The organism is uncultured Campylobacter sp., assembly GCF_938041645.1.
Lineage (GTDB): Bacteria > Campylobacterota > Campylobacteria > Campylobacterales > Campylobacteraceae > Campylobacter_B.
The window spans coordinates 1-25,606 of sequence record NZ_CALIST010000011.1 but is presented as its reverse complement, the minus strand read 5'-3'; the positions used below and the strand labels follow the sequence as shown (position 1 = coordinate 25,606).

Here is a 25,606-nt window from a genome sequence, read left to right as displayed (position 1 = left end):
AGCCGCCACCCGCTTATCTTTACAGCAGCATCAAAGAGCGGAGCTTTGAATTCCAAACTTCATCCACTACTCGCGCTTTATTTTAGAAATGCTCGCCCTTGGGGCACTCGTCGCGTTTTACAGAGGTTTATCACTTCTTTGCAAATATTCATATTCCATTGCGGAAGCTCGCGCGAGTAAAATTTTAACGAAGCCGCCGCGCAGGGGAAATTTTAATGAAATTTGGCATCGCTTCTCTGCAAGCATTCGCCGCAACAAACAAATTGAAGCGAAATTTAGTGCCGCTTAAATTCTAAAACCTTGCCCATCGGTTCTGTTGTCGGGCTGCGGGTGCTCATCGCGCTCTTATGAGTGTCCGTCACGCTTTCGTGCAGGCTCGTTACGCTCCTGCGAAGACTTGCCGCTTTCCTGCGGGTGGTAGTTGCAACAAAAAATTTGAGTAGAATTTAGCGTAATTTAAATTCTAAAACTTTGCCTATCGGTCGCCTCTTCAAGCTCAGAATTATCATCGCGCTCCTGCGAGCGCCCGCCGCGCGGCTCCTGCCGAGGCGCGACGCCAAAGCCCTCCAAGACCTTACCTAGGCTATCGTTTGCATCCTTAATAATGCCTTGCAGGCTCTGCCCCATTCGATCAAGCTTTTTGCCCGCCTCGCGCGCCGCCGCCTCGCCCTGCTTTATCAGATCCTTGGTCCTATCCGCGTTGCGAGCGGCGAAATCGTTCAGCGCTTCGGGCGCCTTTTTCTGCAAATTTTGCAAGGCCTCGCCCAAAACTTTAGCATCGCTTGCAAGCTCGTCTATCGTGGAGTTCAGATCGGAGTTTCGCTTGCGCTCAAAATCCTGCGGCGCGGAATTTTGCGTGGAGTTTTGAGCGGAATTTTGCCCCGAGCTATCCGCGCTTTTATTAAAATTTTGCCCTTGATTACCCGCGCTAAAATTCTGCTCCGAGCGTGCGCTTTGCTCGCGATCTTGCGCGTCCAATCCGCCGTCGCAGCCGCTTAAAATACACGCCGTAGCTAGCGCTAAAGTAAAATTTCGCGCCGCGTTCAAAAAGCTAAAGTCATTTATAAAACTAAAATTTCTAGCGCGACCCGCCGAGATAAAATTTTGCCCGCCCTGCTCTGAGATAAAATTTCGCCCGTCGCTAGCCCGAGTAAAATTCTGCCCGTCATCCGCCGAAGTAAAATTTCGCGCAGCGCCTGCCGAATCGAAATTTTGCCATCGTTCAAAGCCCTGCTCGCCGCTCGTTCGGATAAAATTCTGCGCCGAATCGCGCCCGCACCCTTTCAAAATTCGTCTTTTCAAAATCCGCTCCTTTAAATTTCATCTCTCGCAGGCGCGCTTGGAAGCCGCCCGAAAAACAGATCGCTTCTAAGCTTCAAAAGCAAGCAGATAGCGATATCGGCGCTTTGTTCGCGGATATAGTTTCGATCGCCTTTTAGATGAAACTCCCCGACGATCTGTTTGCCGCCCTGCTCCTTTGCGCCTATAAATACTGTCCCTACGGGCTTTTGCGCGCTTCCGCCGCCGGGGCCTGCGATACCGCTTACTGCAAGAGCGAAACTCGCCCCGCTGCTTTGCAGCGCGCCCTCCAGCATCTCGCCCACGGTCTGCGCGCTGACCGCGCCGTAGCGAGCGAGCGTATCTTCGCTCACGTTGAGCCAGAGATTTTTTATCTCGTTGGCGTAGCTTACGAGCGAGCCGTCAAAAACGTCGCTCACGCCAGCAACCGCGCCGAATTTTGCGGCGATGAGCCCTGCGGTGCAGCTTTCGGCAAAGGTGATCTTAGCGCCTATTTCGCGCAGTCTATCCACCACGAAGCCCATAAAATCGCCGCCTTCGATGTAGCAGCTCTCATAATACTTGCCGACGCTTTGTAAAAACGCATCCAGCGCTCCGAATTTCATCGCACTGGCGCGCACGAGCAGCAAAAAGGAGCAGGGCCTACTGATCGTAAGCGAAATTTTATAACTGATCGCAAGGCTCTCTAGGCGCTGCTTTACGCTTTCGTATTCGCAATCAAATAGATAAAAGCTCTCGCCCGCGCTCGGCGCGTCTTGGAGTATCGGCGGCAGGCTCTGCAAGCAAAGCGCCTTGATCACGTTTACCGAGCAGCCTCTGACTTTTAGCAGGAAGCTGTTTTTCGCCACCGTGTGCGCCATCGAGGGCGCTAGGGTTTCTCCGTTTTTCAGCTCGAGCGAATCGAAAGAGAGCGTCGATAAAATTTTACCGACGACCGCGTAGGCGGAGTTTGCCGCAAAGATCGTGATAAAATCGTACGAATCGATCATCTTTTCAAGCGCGAAGGGCAAAACCTTATCGTTTTCGCTTAAGAATTTCAGATCATCCATCCGCCCGAAAACTTGCTCATAGCTGCGAGATATATAGCTCATCAAAGCCGCGTCGTAGCGGATCTCCTCGCCGATTACAAGGATGATATTTTTCATAAAGACCCTCATTAAATTTTCGCACATTATAGCATAAACGCAGACTGCTCTTTCAGAGCTTTTTAATGGCGTTTTGGATAAACTTCACAAATTTTTTAAGACACGAAAAGGTACAAATATGGACTACAAAGATACTCTCTTTCTTCCTACTACGGATTTTGCGATGCGAGGCGCACTGCCGCAAAACGAACCTGCGCGATTTAAGGCGTGGTACGACGAGCGTAAAATTTACGAAAAGATGAAAGCTAAGCGCAAGGGCGCAAGCGTCAGCTTCAATATCCACGACGGCCCGCCGTATGCCAACGGACACCTCCACATCGGCCACGCACTGAATAAAATTTTAAAAGATATCATCACCAAAACCCATTATTTCTTCGGCGAGGAGATCCGCTACGTGCCGGGCTGGGACTGCCACGGCCTGCCGATCGAGCAGCAAGTAGAGATCAAACTCGGAGATAAGAAAAAATCGCTTTCAAAAGTGCAGATACGCGAGCTTTGCAGACAGCACGCCAAAGAGTTTATCGACGTGCAGCGCAGTGAATTTAAAGATATGGGGATTTTGGGAGACTGGGACGATCCATATCTGACGCTAAAATTTGAGTTTGAGGCTGAAATTTACAAAGCGCTCTGCCAGATCGCGAAAAAAGGAATTTTGATTGAGCGAAGTAAGCCCGTGTTTTGGAGCTGGGCGGCAAAAAGCGCGCTCGCAGAAGCCGAGGTCGAATACAAAGACAAAGAGGACTACTCGATCTTCGTGGCGTTTGATCTAAGCAGTGAAGCGAACGCTAAAATCGGCGCTAAAGGCGCTAAAGCGGTCATCTGGACGACCACGCCTTGGACGCTGCCCGCAAACGGCGCGATATCTTTGAACCCGAATGAAATTTACGCGCTGACGAGCGAAAATTTGATACTTGCTAAACCTTTGGTCGAAAGCCTCGTAAGCCTGGGCATCACGAAGGGCGAGATCGTTAAAGAATTTAACGCTGCCGAGCTTGAAGGCTTAAACGCGATAAATCCGTTAAACGATAGAGCTTCAAAGTTTATCCTCGGCGAGCACGTTTTAATGGACGGCGGCACCGGGCTCGTGCATACGGCTCCGGGACACGGCGAGGACGATTATTTCGTAGGGCTTAAATACGGCATCGAAGTGCTGATGCCCGTGGATGAGGGCGGCTGTTTCGATCAAACTCTTAAAACCAAAAAACTCTTCCGCGCGGACGTCGTGGATGAGCTCGTGGGGATGCATATCTTCAAAGCAAACGAGAGAATTTTACAGATCCTAGGCCCCGCGCTTATAAAATCCGGCAAATTCGTCCACTCTTATCCGCACTGCTGGCGCACGCACAAGCCGGTGATCTACCGCGCGACGAAGCAGTGGTTTATCGCGATGGACGAGCCAATGCCTAGCGGCAAGACGCTGCGTCAGGTGGCGCTAGAGCAGATCGGCAAGGTTAAATTTTATCCGCAAAGCGGCATCAACCGCCTTACCTCGATGATAGAAAACCGCCCCGATTGGTGTATTTCCCGCCAGAGGGACTGGGGCGTGCCGATAGCGTTTTTCCGCGATAAAAACACCAAAGAGCCGATCTTTGATGAGAAAATTTTAAATAATATCTACGAAATTTTTAAGGCTAAGGGCGCGGATGCTTGGTGGCAGATGGAAATTTCGGAGCTTTTGCCTCAGGACAGCGGCTATAAGCCTGAAAATTTAGAAAAGGTGATGGATATCTTAGACGTTTGGTTCGATAGCGGCTCTACGTGGAAAGCAGTGCTGCAAAGCGGCGCCTACGATGCGGGCAAATTCCCTGCGGATATGTATCTTGAGGGCAGCGACCAACACCGCGGCTGGTTTCAAAGCTCACTGCTTCTAAGCTGCGCGATCAACGAATGCGCGCCGTACAAAAGCATCCTCACTCACGGATTTACCGTCGATGAGAAGGGCCAAAAGATGAGTAAGTCCGTCGGAAACGTCGTCTATCCGCAAGAGGTCGCCAAGAGCCACGGCGTTGAAATTTTACGCCTGTGGGTCGCGATGAGCGATTATTCGACCGATCTAAAGATCAGCGACAATATCCTAAAGCAGGTAAGCGAACAGTACCGCAAGATCCGAAATACGATAAGATTTCTGCTCGCAAGCACCAGTGATCTGGGCGAGATCGAGACGAGCAATTTTACGCGGCTCGACCGCTGGATCCTAACGCGCGCGGCAAACGCCTTTGCGAGCGCGGAAGCGGCATTTAGAAACTACGATTTTTCAAAAGGCTTCAACGCTTTGCTAAATTTCTTAAGCGCCGATCTGAGCGGAATTTATCTTGATATCTGCAAAGATAGGCTCTACTGCGACGCACCCGACGAGCCGCGCCGCAGAAGCGCGCAAAGCGCAATCGCTCTGATTACACGAGCTCTGCTGCCTCTAATCGCGCCTACGCTAACCTACACGATCGACGAAGTAATGCAGTTTGCGCCGCGTATCATCAAAGAGGGCAAGGAGGACGTTTTTGATCTGATCTATAAGCAGGTAGAATTTGACGATTTTCTAGAATTTGACGAAATTTTAATCAAATCGAGGGAGAAATTTTTCGAGCTTATCGATGCGCTGAAAAAGGACAAGATCATCAAATCGACGCTCGAGCTGGTTTTACAGACGAGCTCGAACGAAATTTTATCAAACGACATCCTGGGCGTGGCGGATTGGTTTATGGTAAGCGACGTGGACACTCTGCAAAGCGGGCAGGCTCTAGCGGAGTTTAAGATAAACGACGAAATTTTCCGCCTCGTAAAATCATCGAAGCACAAATGCCCGAGGTGCTGGAAATTTAACGCAAAAGAGCCTGATGAGCTCTGCCCGCGCTGCGCGAAGGTCATGCATGCTCGCTAGCCCCATAAGTCTCGGCTTCGTATTTTTTACGATCGCGCTGATCTGCGTAGCGACGGGCGTGGGGATCTATTTCGTGAATAAATTTAAGGATGGCAGATGATAAGTTTGAAAGAGGCTCTAAGCCTGAGTGCGGATGAAATTTCGGCGCTTAGAGCGGAGCTAAAGGATAAAATTTTAAAAACCAAAGAGCTCGGCGCCTACGTCGAGCAGCTCACGGGTGAGGCTCTAAACATCAGCGGCGAGGGCGTGCCGATCGCGATCAAAGATAACATTCAGGTAAAAGACTGGAGCGTTACCTCGGCGAGTAAAATTTTGCAAGGCTACGTAGCGCCATACGACGCGACGGTGATCAAAAAGCTACGGAAGCGCGGCCTGGCGCCGTTTGGGCGAACGAATATGGATGAGTTTGCGATGGGAAGCACGACCGAAAGCTCATTCTACGGCAAAACTCTCAATCCGACCGATCACTCGCGCGTACCCGGCGGCAGTAGCGGCGGAAGCGCGGCTGCCGTAGCGGCAAATATCGCCGTAGCCGCACTCGGAAGCGATACCGGCGGCTCTATCCGCCAGCCGGCGGCATTTTGCGGCTGCGTAGGCTTTAAGCCGAGTTATGGCAGGGTCAGCCGCTACGGGCTTGCGGCGTATTCGAGCAGCCTCGATCAGATAGGACCGATCACGCGCAGCGTCGAGGACGCGGCGATTTTATACGACATCATCGCAGGCCGCGACGAGATGGACAGCACGAGCTACGCGGGCGCTTACGAAAGCACCGCGGATAAGCTAAACGGAGATCGCAAGCTTAAGATCGCCGTTATAAAAAATTATATCGACGAAGCCTCGCAGCAGGTCAAAGAGGCTCTGAATTTAACCATAGAAAAACTAAAATCATTCGGACACGAGATCGTTTATCGCGATCTTTGCAGCTCCAAATACGACATCGCGACCTACTACATCATCGCGACCGCCGAGGCTAGCGCAAATTTAAGTCGCTACGACGGCGTGCGCTACGGAAACCGCGCAAAGGCTCTGAATTTAAAAGAGCTCTACGCCAACACTCGCGGCGAAGGCTTCGGCGACGAGGTCAAGCGCCGCATGCTTCTAGGCACCTTCGTGCTAAGCAGCGGCTACTACGACGCGTATTACATCAAGGCACAGAAGGCAAGGGCCTTCATCAAAAGTGAATATGAGGAAATTTTAAAAGACGCTGATTTGATCTTTATGCCGATCGCGCCGGGCGTGGCGTATAAATTCGGCGAGCTTAGTGATCCGCTGCGTGCGTATCTTAGCGACATCTATACGATCGGCGTAAATTTAGCGGGGCTTCCCGCGATCTCCGTGCCGGTAGCGAAAAACAAAGAGGCTCTTAATATCAGCGCGCAGCTCATCGGGCGCGCCTACGACGAACAAACGGTGCTGGACGGCGGCTTGAGTTTAGAAAAAATCGTGAAAGGATAAGTATGAAGATCGTCAAAAAGGCTCTGACCTTCGAGGATGTTTTGTTGGTACCGCAATACTCTGAAATTTTACCCAAAGAGGTCGATATCAGCACGAGTTTTACGAAAAATATCACGCTAAATACCCCTCTCGTGAGTGCTGCGATGGATACGGTCACCGAGTACCGCACGGCGATAATGATGGCACGCCTCGGCGGCATCGGCGTGATCCATAAAAATATGGATGAGGACTCCCAAGCCAAGATGGTTCGCCGCGTAAAAAAGAGCGAAAGCGGCGTCATCATCGATCCTATCTCGATCAAGGCGGACGCCACGATCAAAGACGCTCTCGATCTGATGGGCGAGTACCACATCAGCGGCATTCCCGTTATCGACGACAACGGCGTGCTGATTGGAATTTTAACCAATCGCGATCTGCGCTTTGAAACAGACACCGCCGCGCTCGTAGGCGAGAAGATGACCAAGGCTCCGCTAATTACCGCCCCAAAAGGCTGCACGCTTGATGATGCGGAGAAAATTTTTAGAAACAATAAGGTAGAAAAGCTTCCGATAATCGACGCAAACGGCCATTTAGAAGGGCTTATTACGATTAAAGACCTTAAAAAGCGTATCGAATATCCAAGCGCCAATAAAGACAAATTTGGCCGCCTTCGCGTCGCCGCGGCGATCAGCGTAGGCCATCTACAAAGAGCCGAAGCTCTCGTCAAAGCGGGCGTAGATGCGCTTGTGATGGATTCTGCGCACGGACACTCCAAAGGCATTATCGACACGCTTAAGGAGCTGAAGCGAAATTTTGACGTGGACGTAGTGGTCGGAAACGTCGCAAACCCCGCTAGCATAAAAGATATCGCAAACGCAGGAGCCGATGCGATTAAAGTAGGTATCGGCCCGGGCTCGATCTGCACTACGCGCATCGTAGCGGGCGTGGGCGTGCCGCAATTCACCGCGATCAACGATTGCGCGATCGAGGCGGCTAAATTTGGAATTCCGATCATCGCAGACGGTGGCATCAAATACTCGGGCGACATCGCTAAAGCCCTAGCCGCTGGCGCAAGCTCGGTGATGATGGGAAGCCTGCTTGCGGGCTGCTACGAAACCCCGGGCGAGCTCATTACGTTTCAGGGTCGCCAGTACAAAACCTACCGCGGCATGGGTTCCTTAGCGGCGATGCAGAAAGGAAGCTCGGATCGCTACTTTCAAGACGGCACCGCAAAAGAAAAGCTCGTGCCCGAGGGCGTCGAGGGACGCGTGCCTTACGCGGGCATGCTAAAAGACGTGATCTTTCAGCTACTAGGCGGCTTGCGAAGCTCGATGGGATACTGCGGCAGCAAGGATATCGCGACCTTTCAGCAAAAGGCGGAATTCGTCGAGATCACGAGCGCAGGTCTTAAAGAAAGCCACGTCCACGACGTCATCATCACGCAGGAAGCGCCGAATTACCGAGTAAATCAGTGATCCTTCAAAGCAAAATTCAAAATTTCGACGAGCCGCTCTATCTGGAGAGCGGCCGCGTCTTTTCCAACTTCAAGCTCGCCTATGAAACCTACGGCGAGCTAAACCCGGACAAATCAAACGTCATCGTCATCTGCCACGCCCTAACCGGCTCCGCACACGCCGCGGGACTTTACGAAGGCGACGTTAAGCCCGGCTGGTGGGACGGGCTCATCGGCGATCATAAAGCGGTCGATACGACAAAATTTTTCGTCATCTGCATAAACATCCTAGCTTCGCCGTTCGGCTCGACATGCCCGCTCGACGTCGATGAAAGCAGCGGCCGCGAGTACCGCTTGCGCTTTCCCGTAGTGGTCGTCTCGGACGTCGTGCGCGCGCAGATGATGCTTTTAAAGCGCCTAGGCATCGCCCGCGTTCGCGCCGTTATCGGCGGCAGTCTGGGCGGCATGCAGGCGCTGTGCTACGCGATCGAATATCCGGAATTTGCGGATGAAATTTTCGTACTCGCAAGCACATACGCTACGCAGCCTTGGGCGATCGCGTTTAATAAGATCGCGACCGAGGCCATCTTGCGCGATCCGAGCTTTAAAAACGGCAACTACGATAAAAATCTGATCGCCGAGCGCGGGCTTGACGGCATGGCGGTGGGGCGCATGGCGGGGCATATAAGTTTTTTAAGCCCAAGCTCGATGCAGGATAAATTCGGACGTAACTACGTTGAAACCGACGGTCTTTATGAGATTAACGGGCGCTTTCAGGTGGATCGCTACCTTGAATACAACGGCGAAAATTTCGCGCGCAGGTTCGATCCGCTGTGCTATCTCTACATCGCCAAGATGATGAATATATTTGATTGCACGCGCCACTACGGCAATCTCAAAAACGCCTGCGCGCAGATCAGATCGCGCCTGCACCTCATCTCTTTCAAGGGCGACGTGCTCTTTCCGCCGGGGCTAATGAAAGAAATTTACGATGCGATGAGCGATCTGGGCAAAAAGGATCGCACTAGCTACGCGCAGATCGACAGCGACTACGGACACGACGCGTTTTTGGTCGAGATAGAAAAATTTGATTACATCATAAAAAGGATTTTGGATGAGTTTTGAGGAAAAAATGGAAAAAATTAATGCGCTTTTAAAAAGCCTAAACGACAAGGATCTAAGCCTAGAAGAGAGCGTGAAGCTGTATAAACAGGGCGTGGCGCTGCTAAAGGAGGCGAAGGAAATTTTAGAAAACGCTAAGCTCGAGGTTGCCGAAATAAACGCACCCGAGCAGGCTTAGGAGGCGACAATGATAAATGTATGCGTTTTGCAACTACCGACGCTTTCGATGAGCGAAAATCGGATCGATTACTATATGAAGGTCGCCAAAGACAACGGCGCGCGGATCGTGTTGCTGGGCGAATATGAGCTAAATTCCTTCTTTAGCGAGCTTAAAAAGATGCCTCGCTCCATCGCGTGCGAGCAGAGCGAGCATAAGCAGGAGCTGATGGCGCGGCTTGCCGCTAAATACGACCTGCATATCGTAGCGCCGATAATCAGAGCCGCTAGCGGCGCGATTTTGAGGCAGGCGGGCATTTTCGGCGGCGCGACTCAAAAAAGCGCGCGCTGCGGCGAAAATTCTTTAAGCCTTAAAGGCGAGCAAGGTCGCAAGGGCGGGCTAAATTCCAAGAGCGATTTAAGCTCCAACGATGGTTCAAATTCTAAAGGCGATTTAAATTCCGCAAGCGAGTCGAATTTCAAAGGCGGCTCAAACTCCTGCGGCGCAAAATCTTTAAATTTCAAAGCCGCAAATTTAAAAAGCGCCTCCGAAGCCCCAAACGCTTTAAATTCCGAAGAAAGCCAAAAAGACGCGGGCGAAGAGGAGATCTTTTGTGCGAGCGAAAACGAGCCCATCTGGGTGAAATCCTGCGCGAAATTTTCGCCCTCGGAGGTGAAATTTTACGATCAAAATATCCTGATGGACTATCCGCACTGGAACGAAGAGGGTTTTTTCGCCAACCGCAAAAGCCGCAAAATCGGTAAAATTTCGCCGATGATCTTTAGCGAGGGTGGCGTAAAATTCGGCGTGTGTTTCGGCTACGAGGCGCATTTTGACGTATTTTGGCGCTATTTTATGCAAAAAAACGTCGGCTGCGTGCTCGTGCCGTGCGCCTCGACCTTCGAAAGCGGTGGACGCTGGCGCGAGCTTTTGAAGATGCGCGCGTTTACGAACTCACTCTACGTCATCCGCGCCAACCGCATCGGCGAGGCAAAATTCGGCGAGAGCGAGTTTAAATTTTACGGCGAGAGCTTCGTCGTAACCCCCGGAGGCGAGATCACAAACGAGCTGAAAAACGAAGAGGGCGTGCTGATGTGCGAAGTGGACGCGGACGAGATCGCTGCGGCGCGCGGGCTGTGGAAATTCCGCAAAAACCTAGTCAGCAGGGGGCTTTTATGAACTACTTTCACAGACAGATCCAGCTTTGGGGCGAGCAGACACAGCGCGCGCTTGCGGATAAACGCATCCTAATCATCGGCGCGGGCGGGCTTGGAAGCAGCCTTTCTTACGCACTCGGCGCAAGCGGCATCGGGCGGATCAGTGTCGTGGATTTCGACACGGTGGCGCTTCACAACATTCACAGGCAAATTTTATTCACGCTCGAAGACGAGGGCAAATTTAAAGCGGACGTCTTTAAAAGCCGCACGGAAAGCCGCTACGACGGCGTGAGCGTGGAGGTGCACAAAAGCCGCGCGGAGGAATTTTTCGCTAGCGCGACCGCCTCGGGCGAGAAATTTGATCTCATTTTGGATGCGACCGACAATCTCGCCACACGCGCGCAGATCGATGCGTTTGCTAAGCAAATAGGCGTACCGTGGGTGTTCGCGTCGGTGGACAGCTGGCAGTGCCAAGTCTGCTTCGTGCAGAATGCGGATTTTAAATTTTTCCCGAGCCTAAACGCGACGCCTGCGGGCATAACGGCTGCGATCGTGATGTTTGCGGCGAGCTTTGAGGCAAACCTCGCTCTGCGCTATCTAGCGGGGCTTGAGGTCGAAAAAGACCTGCTTTACTACGCGAACTTTTTTGGCGGCGAGCTGGAAGTTAGGAAGATAAGGTTGTAGTTTTGGCTCGGGCTAGTTTAAATTTAAGCCCGAGCTTGTGGGTTGACTTTATATCAAAAAGCTAACTTTGAGTATGTTGATTTAACTCTTCTTCTGTCATTTCATTCTCCTTAATATCTAGTTTTCATAAGATTCTTTTATTGCATTTTTTATCTCATCGGATGAGATATCGTCTATATATTTATCTAGCTTTTTTAAATTATCTTTATACGGCTGATCAAGCTTGCGACCGTCTTTATCTCTGGTATACATATGGATGGATACCGCTTCCATTTCATTTAACTCGCTTGCAAATTTCGTATATTCATAAACATCTTTAAATGTAGAATTTCTATCTTTGCAATATTTGCGATATACCGTCGTTATAAGCGAAATTTCACTTTTAGGTATATAATAAGTTGCATCGTAGTTTATTTTATAATAACTATCCAAACTATATATATAGTTTCTATGACAATCATCATATTTTCGTTTTAGAAATTCCGGACTCGGTTGTCCACCTACGTTATACTGTATAAGCAGCTTTAAAATCGATTCGTAATTTGGAGTGCCCGGAAATGTATCATACAATGAAAAATCATATTCGGTAATATCAAATCCGTCCGTCGGTTCCGCTTTATCATTTAATATTCCTTCAGGCACGACCTTTTTAATATCGTTTCCGTACCTTAGACCTACCGTAGAGTTTTGAAATTTCCAAATATATGGCTTGTAGCCGCTTTCTAATGCCATCTTTGCTATCTCATACATATTCGTATTCGTAAGATATGAAAAGAAATAATTCGGCTCTCCTATACTAATCATAGGGTAGTCGGTCTCATAAATCAACGTAAAATTTCCATCGTCACTTATTTGTAGGGATTTTATATGGTTATAATTCGGCGGAAGCAGCCTATTTCTAACGACCTCCGCCTCTTCAAATTTAACCCCGTTGTCTAAAAGCAGTCTTACCGTTTTAGTAGCATTATTTTCTATCGCATAAGCCATAGCGGATAGTTTGTATTCGTCTTTTTTATGTATATCCGCACCTAGCTTTATAAGCTCTTGAGTGGTATTTGTATCATTCCAAAAGCTAGAATACATCACTGGCGTTACCCCTCCGTGCATAGTATGCTCGACGGTTAGATTGTTATCTTTCATAAATTTTAAAATTTCATCAGTTTGCTTGCTTTTTAAAAGCCTTTTTAGCTCTACGTCTATGGCAGGTTCTTTAAATACGTTTTTTGGGTTTGAATTATAATCTATATCCCAATGTCTAAATGCAAAACTTTGCATCTCCGCTTCGCTTACATACTTATCAAGTTCCGCTTCTTTAGTAGTATCGGAGCCTATCGTAATAGTGTAGTGAGATTGAGATTTATGAAGTCCTACTCTTCCGCTTACGAATAGATACAAAATAAGGCAAGCAAAAACTGCGATGAATTGCAATATAGCTTTTAAATATTTCAAAATTTCCCCTTAGAATTAATTAGGAGGATTATATCTTAAATCAAATTAAATCGAAATTTTACATGGCGGGCGGGTAAAATTTTATATAAATTTAGCCCGCAAGCTTTGAAATCTGAGCAAATTTAAAAATTAGATGCGTGTTTAGAATTTTAATTAGCTTTATTCTAGATCGCTCAAAAGATCCGCCAAGCTCACGCTTGATAGGGACTTCTCAAAATCACCTTGAATGCGCGCAAAGCGCGGCGCGAGTACCGCCTCGATCTTGCCGCCCACAGGGCAGGCGCTAGGCGAGCCTTTGTGCAGGCGAAACATCGCGTCCTCCTCGCTCACCGCCTCGTAAATGTCTAAAAGCGTAATGAGCCGCACGTCGCGAGCTAGCGTGATGCCGCCCACGCCCGCAGTCGTGAGCACCAAGGCCGCGTTTTTTAGCTGCGAGATCAGCTTACGCGCGATGGCGGGGTTTATCCCCGAGCTTGCGGCGACGAAATCGCCCGTGACCTTCTCCTCGCGAAAATACGCGACGCAAAGCATAATGTGCACGGCGAGTGAAAATTTGATACCTACCTGCATTTCGCTCCTTGATTTGGATCTGAGTTTTAGAATTTAAGCGAAATTTTCCTTAAACTCGGCCGCTAAATTTCAAATCGCGCTAAAATTTAATCCACTAAGCGATTTTCCTAAAATTCTGATCTTAAATTTAACCGTGTCTAAATTTTACTCGCTAAATGATTTCCTAAAATTCGGATATTAAATTTTAATCGTTTCAAAATTTTATCCGCTAGTCGATTTTTTAAAATTTAGATATTAATTTTAATCACGCCTAAATTTCATCCGCGACATAGCAGGTCTCGCGTTACCCTATACCGATAGCGCGACTATCCCCGTCTCGTCGCCGCGACTGCCGCTATCGTCGCTATTACTTCGCTACCACATTATCTTTGCCGACATTATCGCCGTTACTGCCATTCTCGCCGCTACCATTCATTATATTTACAGCAGATTGCTATTGCTGCTTGCCGTTACGCTACCATCGCTCATTATCTTTACGGCTGTTATTGCAGTCGCCGCTTATATTCTCACTGCCGCCCGCTGCGATACGGCTGCCGCTAATGTCACCGTACACGCCGCTGCCGCCTACCATCATTGCAGCCGCTACCGCCGTTGTCGTGAATACAATCCGCCGCAGTCGCCACCGCCGCTATTATTCGAATACAATCGCTACCGATGTTCTGCAACGCAATCGCAGCCATCATTAATAAAACCGTGCGTCTGTCGCCACCATCGCCATTAAATTTTAAATTTTAGCTTGAGTTCGGCTCCGCCGCTAAATTTAATTTCAGCCGTAGCTCGCTCTAGCTCTAAATTTTAATTTAAAGCTCTAGCTTGCTTTGCTGCTAAATTTTAAATTTACGTTCGAATTTTACCGCGCTAAACGATTTAAAATTTACGTTAGAATTTTGCCGTGCCGTGCAGTTAAAATTTATACGCGGCAAAGCCGCATTATTCGCCGACCGCCGTGAACGGTTTACCGATAAATTTTTGCGCCCCGATCTCATCTATTACGGCGAGCGCGAGGTCTGCGTAGCCGATGTAGCTTTTGCCCTTGCCGTTTAGGATCAGCTCGTCGCCTCCTAGGACGCATGAGCCCGTGCGAGCGGCGTTTGCGTCGTATTCCGCGGCGGGGATCACGTAGGTCCAGATCAAATCTTTGCTCGCTTTTAGCACCTCGTAGCTCGCTGCAGTCGCCTCGGCTACGCCCATATACTCAGCCGGAAAGCTTGGAGTATCCATCAGGCGCGTCTTACGTGAAGCGTCTGTGTATAGCACGCCCGCGCCGCCGATGACGAAAAGTCTCGTCTGCGTGCCGCCTAGCAGCTCCGCGATGTACTGCGTCATTTTCGCGTGAAGCGGGAAGGTCTGCGGCGTCCATGCAGCGATCGCGCTGATGACGACGTCAAAGCCCGCCAAATCGACTTTGCTAAGCTCAAAAACGTCCTTGTGCACGAGCTTGATGGCACCATTTTTATACTCTTTGTTTCGCGCGAAGCCCGTTACGTCGTAGCCCTGCTTTAGCGCCTCCGCGACTAGCGTGCTACCTGATTTCCCGTTTGCTCCGATGATTGCTACCTTTTTCATTTTCTATCCTTTAAATTTAGATTTTGTTTGCTGACGCAGCTGCCTATCGTTGCGGCAAGCTAATTTAATTGCCGCCGCGACTGATATACTCTATCATACGATCACCTATCGTCGTCGTCGCAGCCGCTGCGCCCGCCCCGCAGGGCGCGTCTTGCCCGCCGCACGGTTTAAAATTTACACCCGCGCTTTGCCACATGCTTATCTTGCGAAATTTTACAGCCAGCTAGGCTTTACGTCCTCGTTTATCACGCCGTCGCCGTTAGTGTACTGCTCCAGGCTGCCGCGTTTAGTTTGGATACAGATAGACTTCATCCCCTGCGCGCCCGCTTTGAAACATCTTTTGCCAGCCGGATCGATGCGGATCGCATCGCCCTCCTTGACCGCCTTCTCCTCGCCGTCGATAAAGAGCGTACCGCCGCCTTTTAGCACCAAATAAAGCTCCTCATTTTGCTTGTGCGAATGCACGAAAGGCACGCTCGCGTTTGCGGGAAGCTCGTTGATAGAAAGCTCACAGCCGCTTAAATTTAGAACTTCTTTTAGCTCGACTCTCGGTTCGTTTTTCGTTGAAACGATCTTGTAGTTTGACATCTTTTTCTCCTTAGATTTTTGTTGTAATGCTATAACTTACAACCGATGAGCGAAGTATAATAAAATTTTGTTGTAATGTCAAGGGTTACAGCAAAAATTTTCAAAAAATTTGACTCGAATTTTAAAATCAGCTAAAATCCGCGCGATTTTAACCGAAGGGTTTTTATGCAAAATAGCGCATTTAAGACGCTAACGCTCATCGCAAAGAAAAATTTTAAAAAGCTGTTTTTAACGTTTAGCCTGGTTTTGGCGGAAAACGGGCTATTTCTCATCTATCCCGTACTAGCCGGCATCGCCATAAACGCCATCGTAGCGGGCGATACGCTTTTGGCGCTTAGCTACTCGGGCTTAGTATTCGTCGGCTGGGGGCTTGGCTCGATTAGACGGCGCGTGGATACGCAGGTGTTTACTAGGATATATGCAGGACTTGCCGTAAGCGTGATAATGAACGAAAAAAGAGCCGCAAAAGACGAAAGCGCCGTAATCGCAAGAGCAAATTTATCTCGCGAATTCGTGGATTTTTTCGAGCAGCATTTTCCCGTGTTTTTTACCTCGGTCGTCTCGATTTTCGGCTCGGCGATCATGCTTTTATTTATCGAGTTCTACGTGGGTTTGGCTGTTTTTGCCCTGCTCGCGGTTTTTGGAGTTTTGCTACCCAAATACATCGCCAAAAACGACCGCTTGTATCTAAAGCTAAACAACCAGCTAGAGCGCGAAGCAGGACGCATAAGCGCAGGCGATGAGCGTACGCTAAAGCGCCACTACGACGTGCTTTCAAAGCTTCGTATCCGCATATCAAACAGAGAGGCGATGAGCTTTTTTATCATCGGCGCGAGCGCGGCGGCGATTTTTAGCTTGGCGATATTTTTGCTATCAAGCAAGCAGGCAAACGCGGGCCACATCTACTCGGTGCTCACCTATCTTTGGACGTTTGCGATCAGCCTTGATGACGCGCCGAGGCTGATAGAAGAGTTTAGCAAACTAAAAGACATCGGCAAGCGCGTAGATGCCGGACTAGAAGGCGATATAGATAAAATTTAAGCGCTTTTTTGAGGTATAATTTAACTAAAATTTGCCCAAAAGCGAGGTCAAAATGCACGAAAATCACGCCCGCTGCGCGCATTCGCACGCGTCAAACAAGGTCGTTTTGAGAAATTCCTTCCTTATAATCTCCGCTTTTATGCTAGTCGAGGTCGCGGGCGGATTTCTCACAAATTCACTCGCCCTACTCTCCGACGCCGGGCACATGCTATCAGACGCCGCGGCGCTCGGGCTTTCTCTATTTGCGTTTAAATTCGGCGAACGCAAAGGCAATCTGCAAAAGACCTTCGGCTACAGGCGGATCGAAATTTTAGCCGCGACGATAAACGCCGTCACGCTCATCGTCATCGCCGTTTTGATCGTCATCGAAGCGGCGCGGCGCCTGCAAAATCCGCCCGAAGTGGCCACCGCGGGCATGCTCGCTATCAGCACGCTGGGTCTTGCCGTAAACATCGTCGTGGCGCTTTACATGCTACGTGGCAGCGACGTGAGAGAAAACGTCAATATGCGCGGCGCCTACCTGCACGTGCTGGGCGACGCTGCAGGCTCTGTGGGCGCGATCGCGGCTGCGCTAGCGATGATGTGCTTTGACTGGGGCTGGGCGGACGCGGCGGCTAGCCTGCTCGTGGCTGCGCTCATCGTAAAAAGCGGCTGGGGCGTGCTAAAAGAGAGCCTAAACATCCTGATGGAGGGCTCTCCAAATGGCGTGTGCCTGGACGCGCTCGTCGCGCAGATCAGGGGTGTGGACGGCGTGCTTTCGGTGCACGACCTGCACGTCTGGAGCATCACGAGCGGCGCAAACGCGCTCACGGCGCATATCGTGGTCAGCGGCGAGCTGAGCGTGCGCGAAGCGGAGCGGATCATGGCCGAAGTATCGCACGAAATGGAGCATCTGGGCATCACACACACGACGCTGCAGCTTGAGAGCAGCGAAAACGAATGCGACGGCGAGCTCATCTGCGAAGTAAGATCAAATGGCGGTGACGGGCATTTGGGGCATCATCACTAAATTTTTTGGATTTAGAATTCCGCTCGGTTTGAAATTTAAAATTTGGCTTGAGTTTTAAATTTTAAATTTGCCTCCGCAGTGGAATTTCGGAATTTTGGAATTTTGGAATTTTGAGGTTTCAAATTTTAAAATTTTGCGCTCGTTATGAAATTTTAAAATTCCTACACGTGGCGGAATTTTAAAATTTCGCTCCGCGGAAGCCATTTCAAAATCAGGCAGCGCGCACGCAAAATAGTAGAATTTTACGCAGCAGATCGCTGTACCATTCAATAAAATTTAACCAAGCATATCGCGCCTTTAAATTTTAAAATTCCGCGCCGTAAGTTGAGCTGTAAATCGAGCTGCAAATTTAAACTACTCTCAAAATTTACCTAAATTTCACTCATTATTTTCCTGCCGATTTGAGCCTGTTAAAAGCAAATTTGACGTATAATCTCGCGAAATTTCAGGGAGCCAAGGTGCGCAAAAACATAAAATACCTAATTTACAAGTTTCTTTTAGGCAATGTCTTTTTGGCTATTTTTGTGATTTCATTTTACGTTGTTTCGTGGCATCTCACAATGCTTTCAGGCCTCGATGTAATAGGCTTTTTGAAAGGCTATTTTTTATTTCCGGGCGATATTCGTCTGCCTTTTACGACGGCGATTCTTGAGCTATTCGCATTTTATATCAGTAGCAGTTTGAGCGATTTTTACGTCAAAGGCATCGATCGCAAGCTAAATTTTATATTTTTTATCGCCTTTGCGACGATAGGAATTTTAGCGCTTACCGCCGGCACCCTTATCGTAGTATTCGGCTTTATGATATTTGGTATGGATTTAGAGAAAAAGCTAGTAGCAATATTATCCGCTACGACATTATTTTTAGGTATCTATTTCACGGCGTATTCATTTCGCAAAAGTAATTATGAGCTCGGCAAATTTTTGCAGATCGTCAGCCGAAAGAGAAGTGGGGAAATCAATAAGAAGCTATTCCCTATCTTGCTGCTTAGCGTATCTGCAATTTGGCTGGGGCTTATCTTTTTTGCATCCAAATAAAGCAAACGCGCCGTTTAAATTTCGTCCGTCTGCGCTAAATTAATAGGTGTATATCGTTCGCGCAGCGCGACGGAATTTTAAACGCAGAATACTTTTACATCAAAATTTAAACCCACGCATTATAATTGCAGAAATTGAAAAGGACGGCAATTAGATATGAAACGACATATATTAATCGCGATTTTGGGCTTACTTTGCGCCTTTATAGATATTAATTACATAGGTTTTCTTATCGCATTAAATTTGATAGTAGTCTTGGTTTGCGCCGCTTTTCCTTTTATGAAAAAGAACTATATATTTTTTCTGCTGCTTGTCGTAAATTTGGCTTTGTATTTTAACGCTATCGACACTCCTTTTGAAAAGCCCGAACTTTGGACTTATCATATACCGGCACTAGCAAATACGACATACGGGTTAAGCGCCCTAATTTATGCTTCGGGATTTGTCGCTTTTGTTCCGCTTGCGGCATATATCTGTTTTTTATATTCGCTCTGTGTCGTTGCCTGCGGCATACGTGAAAAATTTCAAAGCTTACGCTAAATTTGCGATCAAAATTTTAAGCCGCTATTGCGTATAATTTCGCAGAATTTTAAGGATTGCATATGAAAATATATTTCTACAAATTACTTTTAGGCATCTTACTGATGGGCGTATTTTCATTCTCGCTCGGTTTTACTTTATCGCACGTGGGCATCATATTAAATGCGGTTTTTGGCGCATCGCTATTACCTTACGCTCCTTTTAAAGCCGAGCTCGCAAAAGCTATCCTAACGATAATCTCTGCATTTTATATCGCAAATAAAATTATTGATTTTCGCATTTTAGGCATCGATTGCAAGCTAAATTTTATATTTTTTATCGCCTTTGCCACGATAGGCGTGATTATCGTTTCTTTTCTGTCTTTGTTTTTGATTTTCGGCATGATCGTATGGCAGAAATCTGATACGGCATTTGCGGAGATGTGCCTATCCCTCGGATCGATTTGGACCGCTTGGCTATTTCATATCAGCGGATACAAGCTTGGGGCTTTCTTGCAAAATTGCAGCCCTAAAAGGAAATATAATATAGATAAAGTGCTAGTGTTCGTCATAATAATAGTAGTTGCGCTGATTTTTATATCGGCAGTAATATAAACCTTTCATTTTAAAATTTTAAACCAGCCGTAGAATTCGTTCGCTTCTAGGTGCGGATCGCCCGCGCTAGAGATAAAAAGCGGCTGTAGCGCGGCATTTGCTCTAAAATTTCCCGCGTCCCTCATCTGCGCGCTGTAAAAAATAAGCGCGTGGCTCGCAAACTGCGCGAACTCGTCAAACGAGCTCGCCCCCGCCTCTATCATCGTGATTTTGGCACCCGCAGGCAGCGAGCGCGAGACCTCCACCTTGCGATCCGCGACGCCAAAAAGCGGAATGCTCGCATCAAAATCCGAAAGGCTGCGGCGCGAGTGGATCCACACATCGGGCGCGCGTAGCTTTAGATTTTGCGACACTGCATGCACGTCTAGTGCCAGCATATCGGCTCTGCCTGCCAAAGTGCTAATTTCGTCAAATTTAGCCGCACGCACGTCCAGCGTCGGTCTGTCGGCGCGCACGGTCTGTCCGCCCACGCCTACGTAGTCGCACACGCCGCGCAGCTCGTGCACGAACGCGCGCTGCTTCTCGCTGCCGATCCGCCCATGCACCGAGCCGTTTAGCGTGGCGTTGATTTTGATGAAGCAAAAGCCGCTCTCGCGCGCCAAATAAAACGGCTCCGCAAGCTCTGCCGCCGCGGCATGGCAAACGTCAAATTTCACCTCTATGCCCCCGCGGCGTAAAATTTCCGCGCCGCCCGCAGCCTGCGCGTTCGTATCGCGCGCGCCGATTACCACGTGCGATAGCCCGAGCTGTGCCAAAAGCTCGGCGCAAGATGGGGTCTTGCCGCGGTGCGCGCAGGGCTCGAGCGTGACATAGGCGCAAGCACCGCGCAAAAGCCCGCCGTGGCGGTTTAAGATAAAATCATAAGTAAAGCTCGGCTGCAAGAGCGCGCTTTTTAGGGCTTCTAGGTTTTGAAATTTAACGCCGAATTTGCGGGCGTATTCGCAAGCGAAATCCCGCGCGAAATTTGCGTCCAGATCGCACAGCGCGGCGAAAACGGCGTTTGCCTCGGCGTGCAAAAAGCCCGCCTTTTTGTGCGCGCCTATGCCTAGAACTCTGCCGCCCTTATCCAGCAGCAGGCAGCCCACGGCAGGGTTTGGTAGCGTCAAGGCCTGATAGCGCCACGCAGCCCGCAGCGCCAAATCCATGTAAAATTCGTCGTTCATAAAAGATCCAAAAATTTAAATTGTCCCGCTCCGCCGCGCTTGCTTAGCCAAATTGCGGCTAGTCGGCAACCTCGTCTGCCCGCAACGGATTACGCCTCGGGTGCAAACCGACTAGCTCACCTGCGCTCATCCTTGCTGTACCGGATAGCGCCGGCTCGCACTTAGCCCACTTGCAAGAGCCAAGCTTGCTTTAAACGCCAAATTTATCGGAGCTTACAAGCCGCGCGCCGTATGTGCCTGAGAGAAATTCCGCGCGGAAGCGAAACTGTGAAATCTTACCACAGGTTTTAGAATTTTATCCTAAATCACAAATTTTGCGGCGTCCGTTTCGCGCGCGAACGGCACAAAATTTTACGCTTATCGTGCAAAAAAAAGCGTCTGCCGATAGCGCGGAAAAGCCGGCTTTGCGAAGTAAAATTTTAATAGGCGCATGGCAGAACCGCAATCGAGCGTGAATATACAGCCCCAAAAGGCACGGCTTAATTTCAGCTCAAATTCAGGGGGGGGTAGAATTACATAATTTTTTTCAAAGGATTAAAATGTCTGAACAACCGACCGTTCAACCCCAATCAAACGTGCTTGGGATACTCTCCATAGTCTTTGCGATTTTAGGGATATTTTTCCTAGGTATCGTCTTTGTTCCGCTTGCGTTTTTGTGCGCGATCGCCGCGACCTATCAAGCCGTCAAAAAGCAAGCCTCGCTCGTAATAGCGATATTAGCGTGGATCCTTACGATCGTAGGGCTCATGACGTCGCCCGTACTGCTAGCCACGATCGGCATCTCCGCTTCGTAGTCGCAAACATCCGCGCCGCTTGCTCGGTGATTAAAATTTTGCCGGACGAACATTAAAATTCGCCGGCGGCTAATTAAGCTCCCGCCGAACGCGCGCGAACCTCTGCCCGCAGAGCTTTAAAACGTAAATTTTACGGGCAGAATTTAGTCGCTTAAAATTCTACGGGTAAAATTTTAAGGCGAAAATTAGCGCAGAAATTTCGTATCAAAAATTTACGGGCGGAATTTTAGCGTGGAATTTTACCGTGCCGAAATAGCGCGTAAATTTTAAATTTAGCCGCTTCTAGCGACATGCCGTGAAATTCCAAAGTGGCGCGCAAATGTCATGCAAAACTTACCTTTTAACGGTGCAGTGTGAAATTTCAAAACGGCACGCGCGGCATGGGAATTAAAAATTTGCGCAGCAGCAATCGCCGCAAAAATCTGCCTTTTAGCGGAGCGATTTTAAATTTCAAAGCGCCGCCTAGCGGCATAAAAAAATTACCTTTCATCGGCGTAACATAAAATTTCAAAACAGGCGGGCGGTGCTGGAATCTTAAAATTTTGCGCCGAGCGCCGCGAGAGATCAAGAGCGACAAAAAGCAGCCAAGAGCAACCGGGAGCGACAAAAATTTAAAGGCGATTTTAAAATTTAAACCTCAAAATTTAAAGCTGAAATTTCAAACTCACAAATCTCGCGCGGCAAATTTTAAAGCTTCATTCGCAAAATTTCAAAGCTGCACGCAGAGCTTTAAAATCCGCGCCGCTACCACTGCACGTAGGTTCGCGCCTTTTTGATCTCGTCAAATCGCACGCTTACCTCGCCGCCATCCGCGCGTAGCCTAAGCACACCGTCTTTGCAGTCTAGCACCTCGCCGCTTAGTTTCTGTCCGTCCGTGCAGCTTAGGCGCACAAGCTCGCCCACGGAGTTTGCGAAATGCTGCGGCTTACTTAGCTTGCGCTCAAGCCCGGGCGAGCCGACCTCCAGCGTCCATTCGCCCTCAAGCGGCGGCTCCACGTCGAAAATCGGCGAAAGCAGCCTCGATAGCCGCTCGCAGTCGTCTAGGCCCACGCCGCCCGCTTTCGTGATGCTGATGCGGTAGATCGTTCTGCCGTTTTCGCTCACCGTCTCCACGTCGTAAAGCTGCACGCCGCACTCGCGCGCCAAAGCCTCTAAATCAACCATTTTTGCGCAGCTCCTCCTCTATTTTGTCAAAAAGATCGTCCATTTTGTTTTGATACTCCAAGCGGTCGTCAAATTTGAAGTGAAACGCGGGGCAGCGGTACCAGCCCTCCGCCTCGGCGCAGAAGTTTTGCAAATATCTCGCCACGCGGCCGAGCTTTTCGAGCACGAATTCCTGCTCGCGCTCGTCGAAGGCGTTTTTATCCAGATACACGAACGCGTCGTAGCGCCCGCGCTTGCACTCCACGTCGGTGACGCACAGCCCGCGCAAAAGCTCGTCCTCAAGGCTCGCGAGCGCTTCGGGGATGAGCTGCTTTAGCACGCTTTGCGTGCGCAGTCTTCTAAGTTCGGTCGGATTCATCTTTACCTCGCTATCTTAAATCGCCGCAGATTGCGCGGCGATGGAATTTTATTGCTCCGCCATGGAATTTATCTCGCATCCGTCTTATGGCGATACGGAATTTTATTTCGCTTCGGCGCAGCGACAACGCAGAATTTTATCTCGCTTTGACATGACGAAATATCCGTCCTGCGGCGACGCGGTCTGTTTAAATTTGACGCGGCTTGCGATGCGTCGGAGCGTCTATTTAAATTCTGAGCGGTTTGCATCGCGCAGGCACTACAAGCGGCGCTGCGCTTTTAAAATTTCGCTCTTAAATTTTAAAAGGCGCAAGCCCTGCTTTGAAATTTTGCTTTTAAATTTTAACTCGACACTTTGCACTTAACTTCAAAACGCAAGCCGCGTAGAATTTTACAGCTCGCATACGGAAGCTCGTCGCATAGCCACACCGCTACCGCATAAATATTTCCGCGCAAGGCGCAGTTCTATTCTGCGCCGTGCTCTGCTCGCCACGACGCGTTATATTCGCTGCGCACTGCCCGTCTTGGCGCTGCCCAATAGCACCCGCGCGCCCTTGCGGCTTTATTTTGCGCCGCTTGCACAGCGCTATCCTCCGCGTCGCTGTTTTGCCGCACACTGCGCCGCTTCGAAATTTATCTTAAATTTTAAAAACGCTTCGATGCTGCGCGAAATCTAAATTTTGCCGCTTTAAAATTTCAACTTTGCGATTAAATTTAAAATTTAAGTCGCACGGAAAATCCGCGATCAGCAAGCAGCGTAAAATAAAATTTGATCGCAAAGCCGCGCCGCAAAAAGTCTAAACATTAAAATTTTAAAACTGACGCCACGCGGAAGAGCCTCATGCAGAAACCGACAAAATTTAAAGCCTTGCCCGCGCATTCCGCCGCTAAATTTAAAAGGCGAAATTTCACGCCCAAATTCTACGAGCATAAAATTTCAAAGCGCGATCGCGACTTCAAATTTAGCCGCAAACCGTGCAAACGAAGCGAATGCCCACGCGAAATCCGCGAGCATTAGTCGATCGTAGCCTGCTCCTCTTTTTGCTTGTAGCTTTCGATAAAATCGCCCACGCGCATATCGTCGTAGCCCTCGATGCCTACGCCGCACTCGAAGCCCTTGGCGACCTCCTTAGCGTCGTCTTTGAAACGCTTGAGCGAGCTGACGTTGCCCTCGAAAACGATGACGCCCTCTCTGATGACGCGGATCTTTGCGCCGCGAGCGATAAGGCCGTCGGTAACCATACAGCCCGCGATCTGCCCGATCTTAGGCACGTTGATGACCTGGCGGATCTCGGCTTGACCCAAGGCCTCCTCGCTGATGATCGGGCTCATAAGGCCGCCCAAAAGCGCCTTGATATCGTCGATGAGATTGTAAATGACGTTGTAGGTCTTAATCTGTGCGCCGCGCTCCTTGGCAAGCTCTTTGATCTCGCCCGTAGGACGGACGTTGAAGCCCAAGATCACGCAGTTTTCGCTAGCGCTTGCCAAGGCGATATCGTTTTGCGTGATACCGCCGATACCGCTATGGATGATATCGACCTTAACCTCGTCGTTGCGAAGCTTCTCAAGGCTTGCTTTGATAGCTTCCAACGAGCCCGCGACGTCGGCCTTGACGATCACGGGTAGGCTTTTTAGCGAGCCTTCGGCGATCTTGGCGCTTAGCTCGTCGATGGTGACCTTGGTCGATTTGCTAAGCTCTTTTTGGCGCTGATGCTCGTAAATTTTACTCGCGTACTCGCGCGCTTCTTTATCACTTGAAACGCCGATCAGCGTCTCGCCCGCGCCCGGAACCTCGCTAAGGCCTATGATAACGCCGCATTCGCCCGGTAAAATTTGCTTTAGCGCCCTGCCCTTATCGTCGCTAAGCGCGCGCACCTTGCCGTATGCAATACCCGCTACGACGGTGTCTCCAACGCGTAGGGTGCCGTTTTGCACGATGACGGTGGCAACGGCGCCGCGACCTTTTTGAAGGGAGCTTTCGATGATGGTTGCCTTAGCCTGCTTGCTAGGATCTGCTTTGAGCTCCAAAAAATCGGCTTGCAAAAGCACGATCTCTAATAAATTTTCGATCCCGTCGCCCGTCTTTGCGGAGATCGGCACGAACTCGTAGCTACCGCCCCACTCGGTAGGCATTATATCAAGCTCTGCAAGCCCGGTTTTTACGAGATCGGGATTAGCATTAGGCTTGTCCATTTTATTTATCGCGATGATGATCGGCACGTTTGCCGCCTTAGCGTGCGCTATAGCCTCCTTAGTCTGAGGTTTGACGCCGTCGTCTGCGGCCACTACGATAATTACGATATCGGTAACCTCCGCTCCGCGCGCTCTCATCGAAGTAAAGGCTTCGTGACCCGGAGTGTCGATGAAGGTGATCTTCCTGCCGTTTTTTTCGACCATATACGCGCC

24 protein-coding genes are annotated in these 25,606 nt (G+C 49.5%); 14 read left to right on the top strand and 10 right to left on the bottom strand.

Features of this window, described 5'->3' with window-relative positions; genetic code table 11:
- Positions 1-456: 456 nt before the first annotated feature.
- Positions 457-1,302, bottom strand: coding sequence for a hypothetical protein (locus Q0600_RS01250; RefSeq protein ID WP_298755964.1), 846 nt, complete (start codon positions 1,300-1,302; stop codon positions 457-459).
- Between the two features lie 11 nt (positions 1,303-1,313).
- Positions 1,314-2,444 carry a CinA family protein gene (locus Q0600_RS01245; RefSeq protein ID WP_298755961.1) on the bottom strand — a complete coding sequence of 377 codons (1,131 nt, stop codon included), beginning with the start codon at positions 2,442-2,444 and terminating at the stop codon, positions 1,314-1,316.
- Positions 2,445-2,562: 118 nt separating this feature from the next.
- Between Q0600_RS01245 and ileS the strand changes: the two genes are divergently transcribed.
- The 7 genes from ileS to Q0600_RS01210 all read left to right on the top strand — a co-directional run bounded on the left by ileS (position 2,563) and on the right by Q0600_RS01210 (position 11,329).
- A complete protein-coding gene (gene ileS, locus Q0600_RS01240) occupies positions 2,563-5,322 on the top strand; it encodes an isoleucine--tRNA ligase (RefSeq protein WP_298755958.1) in 2,760 nt (919 codons plus the stop codon).
- 96 nt (positions 5,323-5,418) lie between these two features.
- A complete protein-coding gene (gene gatA / locus Q0600_RS01235; RefSeq protein WP_298755955.1) occupies positions 5,419-6,777 on the top strand; it encodes an Asp-tRNA(Asn)/Glu-tRNA(Gln) amidotransferase subunit GatA in 1,359 nt (452 codons plus the stop codon).
- A gap of 2 nt (positions 6,778-6,779) precedes the next feature.
- Positions 6,780-8,231, top strand: a complete 1,452-nt coding sequence (gene guaB, locus Q0600_RS01230; protein ID WP_295152204.1) for an IMP dehydrogenase — start codon at positions 6,780-6,782, stop codon at positions 8,229-8,231.
- A complete protein-coding gene (locus tag Q0600_RS01225) occupies positions 8,228-9,334 on the top strand; it encodes a homoserine O-acetyltransferase (protein WP_298755952.1) in 1,107 nt (368 codons plus the stop codon). Before guaB ends, Q0600_RS01225 begins: the two co-directional genes overlap by 4 nt.
- Positions 9,324-9,509 carry an exodeoxyribonuclease VII small subunit gene (gene xseB, locus Q0600_RS01220; protein WP_005872361.1) on the top strand — a complete coding sequence of 62 codons (186 nt, stop codon included), beginning with the start codon at positions 9,324-9,326 and terminating at the stop codon, positions 9,507-9,509. The genes Q0600_RS01225 and xseB overlap by 11 nt, the downstream gene beginning before the upstream one ends.
- Positions 9,510-9,518: 9 nt before the next feature.
- Complete coding sequence (locus tag Q0600_RS01215) at positions 9,519-10,667, top strand: carbon-nitrogen hydrolase family protein (protein ID WP_298755949.1); 1,149 nt, start codon at positions 9,519-9,521, stop codon at positions 10,665-10,667.
- Positions 10,664-11,329, top strand: coding sequence for a ThiF family adenylyltransferase (locus Q0600_RS01210; protein WP_298755946.1), 666 nt, complete (start codon positions 10,664-10,666; stop codon positions 11,327-11,329). The genes Q0600_RS01215 and Q0600_RS01210 overlap by 4 nt, the downstream gene beginning before the upstream one ends.
- A gap of 117 nt (positions 11,330-11,446) precedes the next feature.
- On the opposite strand, the gene Q0600_RS01205 is transcribed toward Q0600_RS01210, so the two are convergent.
- From Q0600_RS01205 to Q0600_RS01190, 4 genes are all read right to left on the bottom strand, one after another.
- Entirely contained in the window at positions 11,447-12,778 is a 1,332-nt protein-coding gene (locus Q0600_RS01205) for an ankyrin repeat domain-containing protein (protein ID WP_298755943.1), read from the bottom strand.
- A gap of 159 nt (positions 12,779-12,937) precedes the next feature.
- Complete coding sequence (locus Q0600_RS01200; RefSeq protein WP_298755940.1) at positions 12,938-13,348, bottom strand: Rrf2 family transcriptional regulator; 411 nt, start codon at positions 13,346-13,348, stop codon at positions 12,938-12,940.
- Between the two features lie 930 nt (positions 13,349-14,278).
- A complete protein-coding gene (locus Q0600_RS01195; protein WP_298755937.1) occupies positions 14,279-14,914 on the bottom strand; it encodes an NAD(P)H-binding protein in 636 nt (211 codons plus the stop codon).
- 213 nt (positions 14,915-15,127) lie between these two features.
- Positions 15,128-15,502: a cupin domain-containing protein gene (locus Q0600_RS01190; RefSeq protein ID WP_298755935.1), complete on the bottom strand. Its 375-nt coding sequence runs from the start codon at positions 15,500-15,502 to the stop codon at positions 15,128-15,130.
- A gap of 165 nt (positions 15,503-15,667) precedes the next feature.
- On the opposite strand from Q0600_RS01190, the gene Q0600_RS01185 reads away from it, so the two are divergent.
- From Q0600_RS01185 to Q0600_RS01165, 5 genes are all read left to right on the top strand, one after another.
- Positions 15,668-16,543 (top strand): ABC transporter six-transmembrane domain-containing protein, encoded by an 876-nt coding sequence (locus Q0600_RS01185; protein ID WP_298755933.1) that lies wholly within the window; start codon positions 15,668-15,670, stop codon positions 16,541-16,543.
- Positions 16,544-16,595: 52 nt separating this feature from the next.
- Complete coding sequence (locus Q0600_RS01180; protein WP_298755930.1) at positions 16,596-17,552, top strand: cation diffusion facilitator family transporter; 957 nt, start codon at positions 16,596-16,598, stop codon at positions 17,550-17,552.
- A 458-nt stretch (positions 17,553-18,010) separates the two neighbouring features.
- Positions 18,011-18,589, top strand: coding sequence for a hypothetical protein (locus Q0600_RS01175; RefSeq protein ID WP_298755928.1), 579 nt, complete (start codon positions 18,011-18,013; stop codon positions 18,587-18,589).
- Positions 18,590-18,745: 156 nt separating this feature from the next.
- Positions 18,746-19,129 (top strand): transporter, encoded by a 384-nt coding sequence (locus Q0600_RS01170; RefSeq protein ID WP_298755926.1) that lies wholly within the window; start codon positions 18,746-18,748, stop codon positions 19,127-19,129.
- Between the two features lie 62 nt (positions 19,130-19,191).
- Positions 19,192-19,722, top strand: a complete 531-nt coding sequence (locus Q0600_RS01165) for a hypothetical protein (protein ID WP_298755924.1) — start codon at positions 19,192-19,194, stop codon at positions 19,720-19,722.
- A 5-nt stretch (positions 19,723-19,727) separates the two neighbouring features.
- Here Q0600_RS01165 and ribD read toward each other — a convergent pair whose 3' ends face one another.
- The gene (gene ribD / locus Q0600_RS01160) at positions 19,728-20,885 is read right to left on the bottom strand and encodes a bifunctional diaminohydroxyphosphoribosylaminopyrimidine deaminase/5-amino-6-(5-phosphoribosylamino)uracil reductase RibD (RefSeq protein WP_298755923.1); all 1,158 of its coding nucleotides are present in this window, start codon (positions 20,883-20,885) and stop codon (positions 19,728-19,730) included.
- A gap of 539 nt (positions 20,886-21,424) precedes the next feature.
- Between ribD and Q0600_RS01155 the strand changes: the two genes are divergently transcribed.
- Entirely contained in the window at positions 21,425-21,679 is a 255-nt protein-coding gene (locus tag Q0600_RS01155) for a hypothetical protein (RefSeq protein ID WP_069435689.1), read from the top strand.
- 744 nt (positions 21,680-22,423) lie between these two features.
- Here Q0600_RS01155 and rimP read toward each other — a convergent pair.
- Together rimP and rbfA are read right to left on the bottom strand one after the other, a co-directional pair.
- Positions 22,424-22,843 carry a ribosome maturation factor RimP gene (rimP, locus tag Q0600_RS01150; RefSeq protein WP_298755922.1) on the bottom strand — a complete coding sequence of 140 codons (420 nt, stop codon included), beginning with the start codon at positions 22,841-22,843 and terminating at the stop codon, positions 22,424-22,426.
- Positions 22,836-23,201: a 30S ribosome-binding factor RbfA gene (gene rbfA, locus Q0600_RS01145; protein WP_005872391.1), complete on the bottom strand. Its 366-nt coding sequence runs from the start codon at positions 23,199-23,201 to the stop codon at positions 22,836-22,838. The genes rimP and rbfA overlap by 8 nt, the downstream gene beginning before the upstream one ends.
- Positions 23,202-23,241: 40 nt before the next feature.
- Between rbfA and Q0600_RS01140 the strand changes: the two genes are divergently transcribed.
- Positions 23,242-23,565, top strand: a complete 324-nt coding sequence (locus tag Q0600_RS01140; protein WP_298755920.1) for a hypothetical protein — start codon at positions 23,242-23,244, stop codon at positions 23,563-23,565.
- A 649-nt stretch (positions 23,566-24,214) separates the two neighbouring features.
- On the opposite strand, the gene infB is transcribed toward Q0600_RS01140, so the two are convergent.
- Positions 24,215-25,606 (bottom strand): translation initiation factor IF-2 (gene infB, locus Q0600_RS01135; protein ID WP_298755917.1); only part of this gene is annotated, 1,392 nt, incomplete at its 5' end.

What these genes read in the sequence shown, in the direction of transcription:
- Q0600_RS01245 (WP_298755961.1), bottom strand. Translation starts at nt 2,444, where the DNA reads ATGAAAAATATCATCCTTGTAATCGGCGAGGAGATCCGCTACGACGCG.
- ileS (WP_298755958.1), top strand. Translation starts at nt 2,563, where the DNA reads ATGGACTACAAAGATACTCTCTTTCTTCCTACTACGGATTTTGCGATG.
- gatA (WP_298755955.1), top strand. Translation starts at nt 5,419, where the DNA reads ATGATAAGTTTGAAAGAGGCTCTAAGCCTGAGTGCGGATGAAATTTCG.
- guaB (WP_295152204.1), top strand. Translation starts at nt 6,780, where the DNA reads ATGAAGATCGTCAAAAAGGCTCTGACCTTCGAGGATGTTTTGTTGGTA.
- xseB (WP_005872361.1), top strand. Translation starts at nt 9,324, where the DNA reads ATGAGTTTTGAGGAAAAAATGGAAAAAATTAATGCGCTTTTAAAAAGC.
- Q0600_RS01215 (WP_298755949.1), top strand. Translation starts at nt 9,519, where the DNA reads ATGATAAATGTATGCGTTTTGCAACTACCGACGCTTTCGATGAGCGAA.
- Q0600_RS01210 (WP_298755946.1), top strand. Translation starts at nt 10,664, where the DNA reads ATGAACTACTTTCACAGACAGATCCAGCTTTGGGGCGAGCAGACACAG.
- Q0600_RS01200 (WP_298755940.1), bottom strand. Translation starts at nt 13,348, where the DNA reads ATGCAGGTAGGTATCAAATTTTCACTCGCCGTGCACATTATGCTTTGC.
- Q0600_RS01195 (WP_298755937.1), bottom strand. Translation starts at nt 14,914, where the DNA reads ATGAAAAAGGTAGCAATCATCGGAGCAAACGGGAAATCAGGTAGCACG.
- Q0600_RS01190 (WP_298755935.1), bottom strand. Translation starts at nt 15,502, where the DNA reads ATGTCAAACTACAAGATCGTTTCAACGAAAAACGAACCGAGAGTCGAG.
- Q0600_RS01185 (WP_298755933.1), top strand. Translation starts at nt 15,668, where the DNA reads ATGCAAAATAGCGCATTTAAGACGCTAACGCTCATCGCAAAGAAAAAT.
- Q0600_RS01180 (WP_298755930.1), top strand. Translation starts at nt 16,596, where the DNA reads ATGCACGAAAATCACGCCCGCTGCGCGCATTCGCACGCGTCAAACAAG.
- Q0600_RS01170 (WP_298755926.1), top strand. Translation starts at nt 18,746, where the DNA reads ATGAAACGACATATATTAATCGCGATTTTGGGCTTACTTTGCGCCTTT.
- Q0600_RS01165 (WP_298755924.1), top strand. Translation starts at nt 19,192, where the DNA reads ATGAAAATATATTTCTACAAATTACTTTTAGGCATCTTACTGATGGGC.
- ribD (WP_298755923.1), bottom strand. Translation starts at nt 20,885, where the DNA reads ATGAACGACGAATTTTACATGGATTTGGCGCTGCGGGCTGCGTGGCGC.
- Q0600_RS01155 (WP_069435689.1), top strand. Translation starts at nt 21,425, where the DNA reads ATGTCTGAACAACCGACCGTTCAACCCCAATCAAACGTGCTTGGGATA.
- rimP (WP_298755922.1), bottom strand. Translation starts at nt 22,843, where the DNA reads ATGGTTGATTTAGAGGCTTTGGCGCGCGAGTGCGGCGTGCAGCTTTAC.
- rbfA (WP_005872391.1), bottom strand. Translation starts at nt 23,201, where the DNA reads ATGAATCCGACCGAACTTAGAAGACTGCGCACGCAAAGCGTGCTAAAG.
- Q0600_RS01140 (WP_298755920.1), top strand. Translation starts at nt 23,242, where the DNA reads ATGGAATTTTATTGCTCCGCCATGGAATTTATCTCGCATCCGTCTTAT.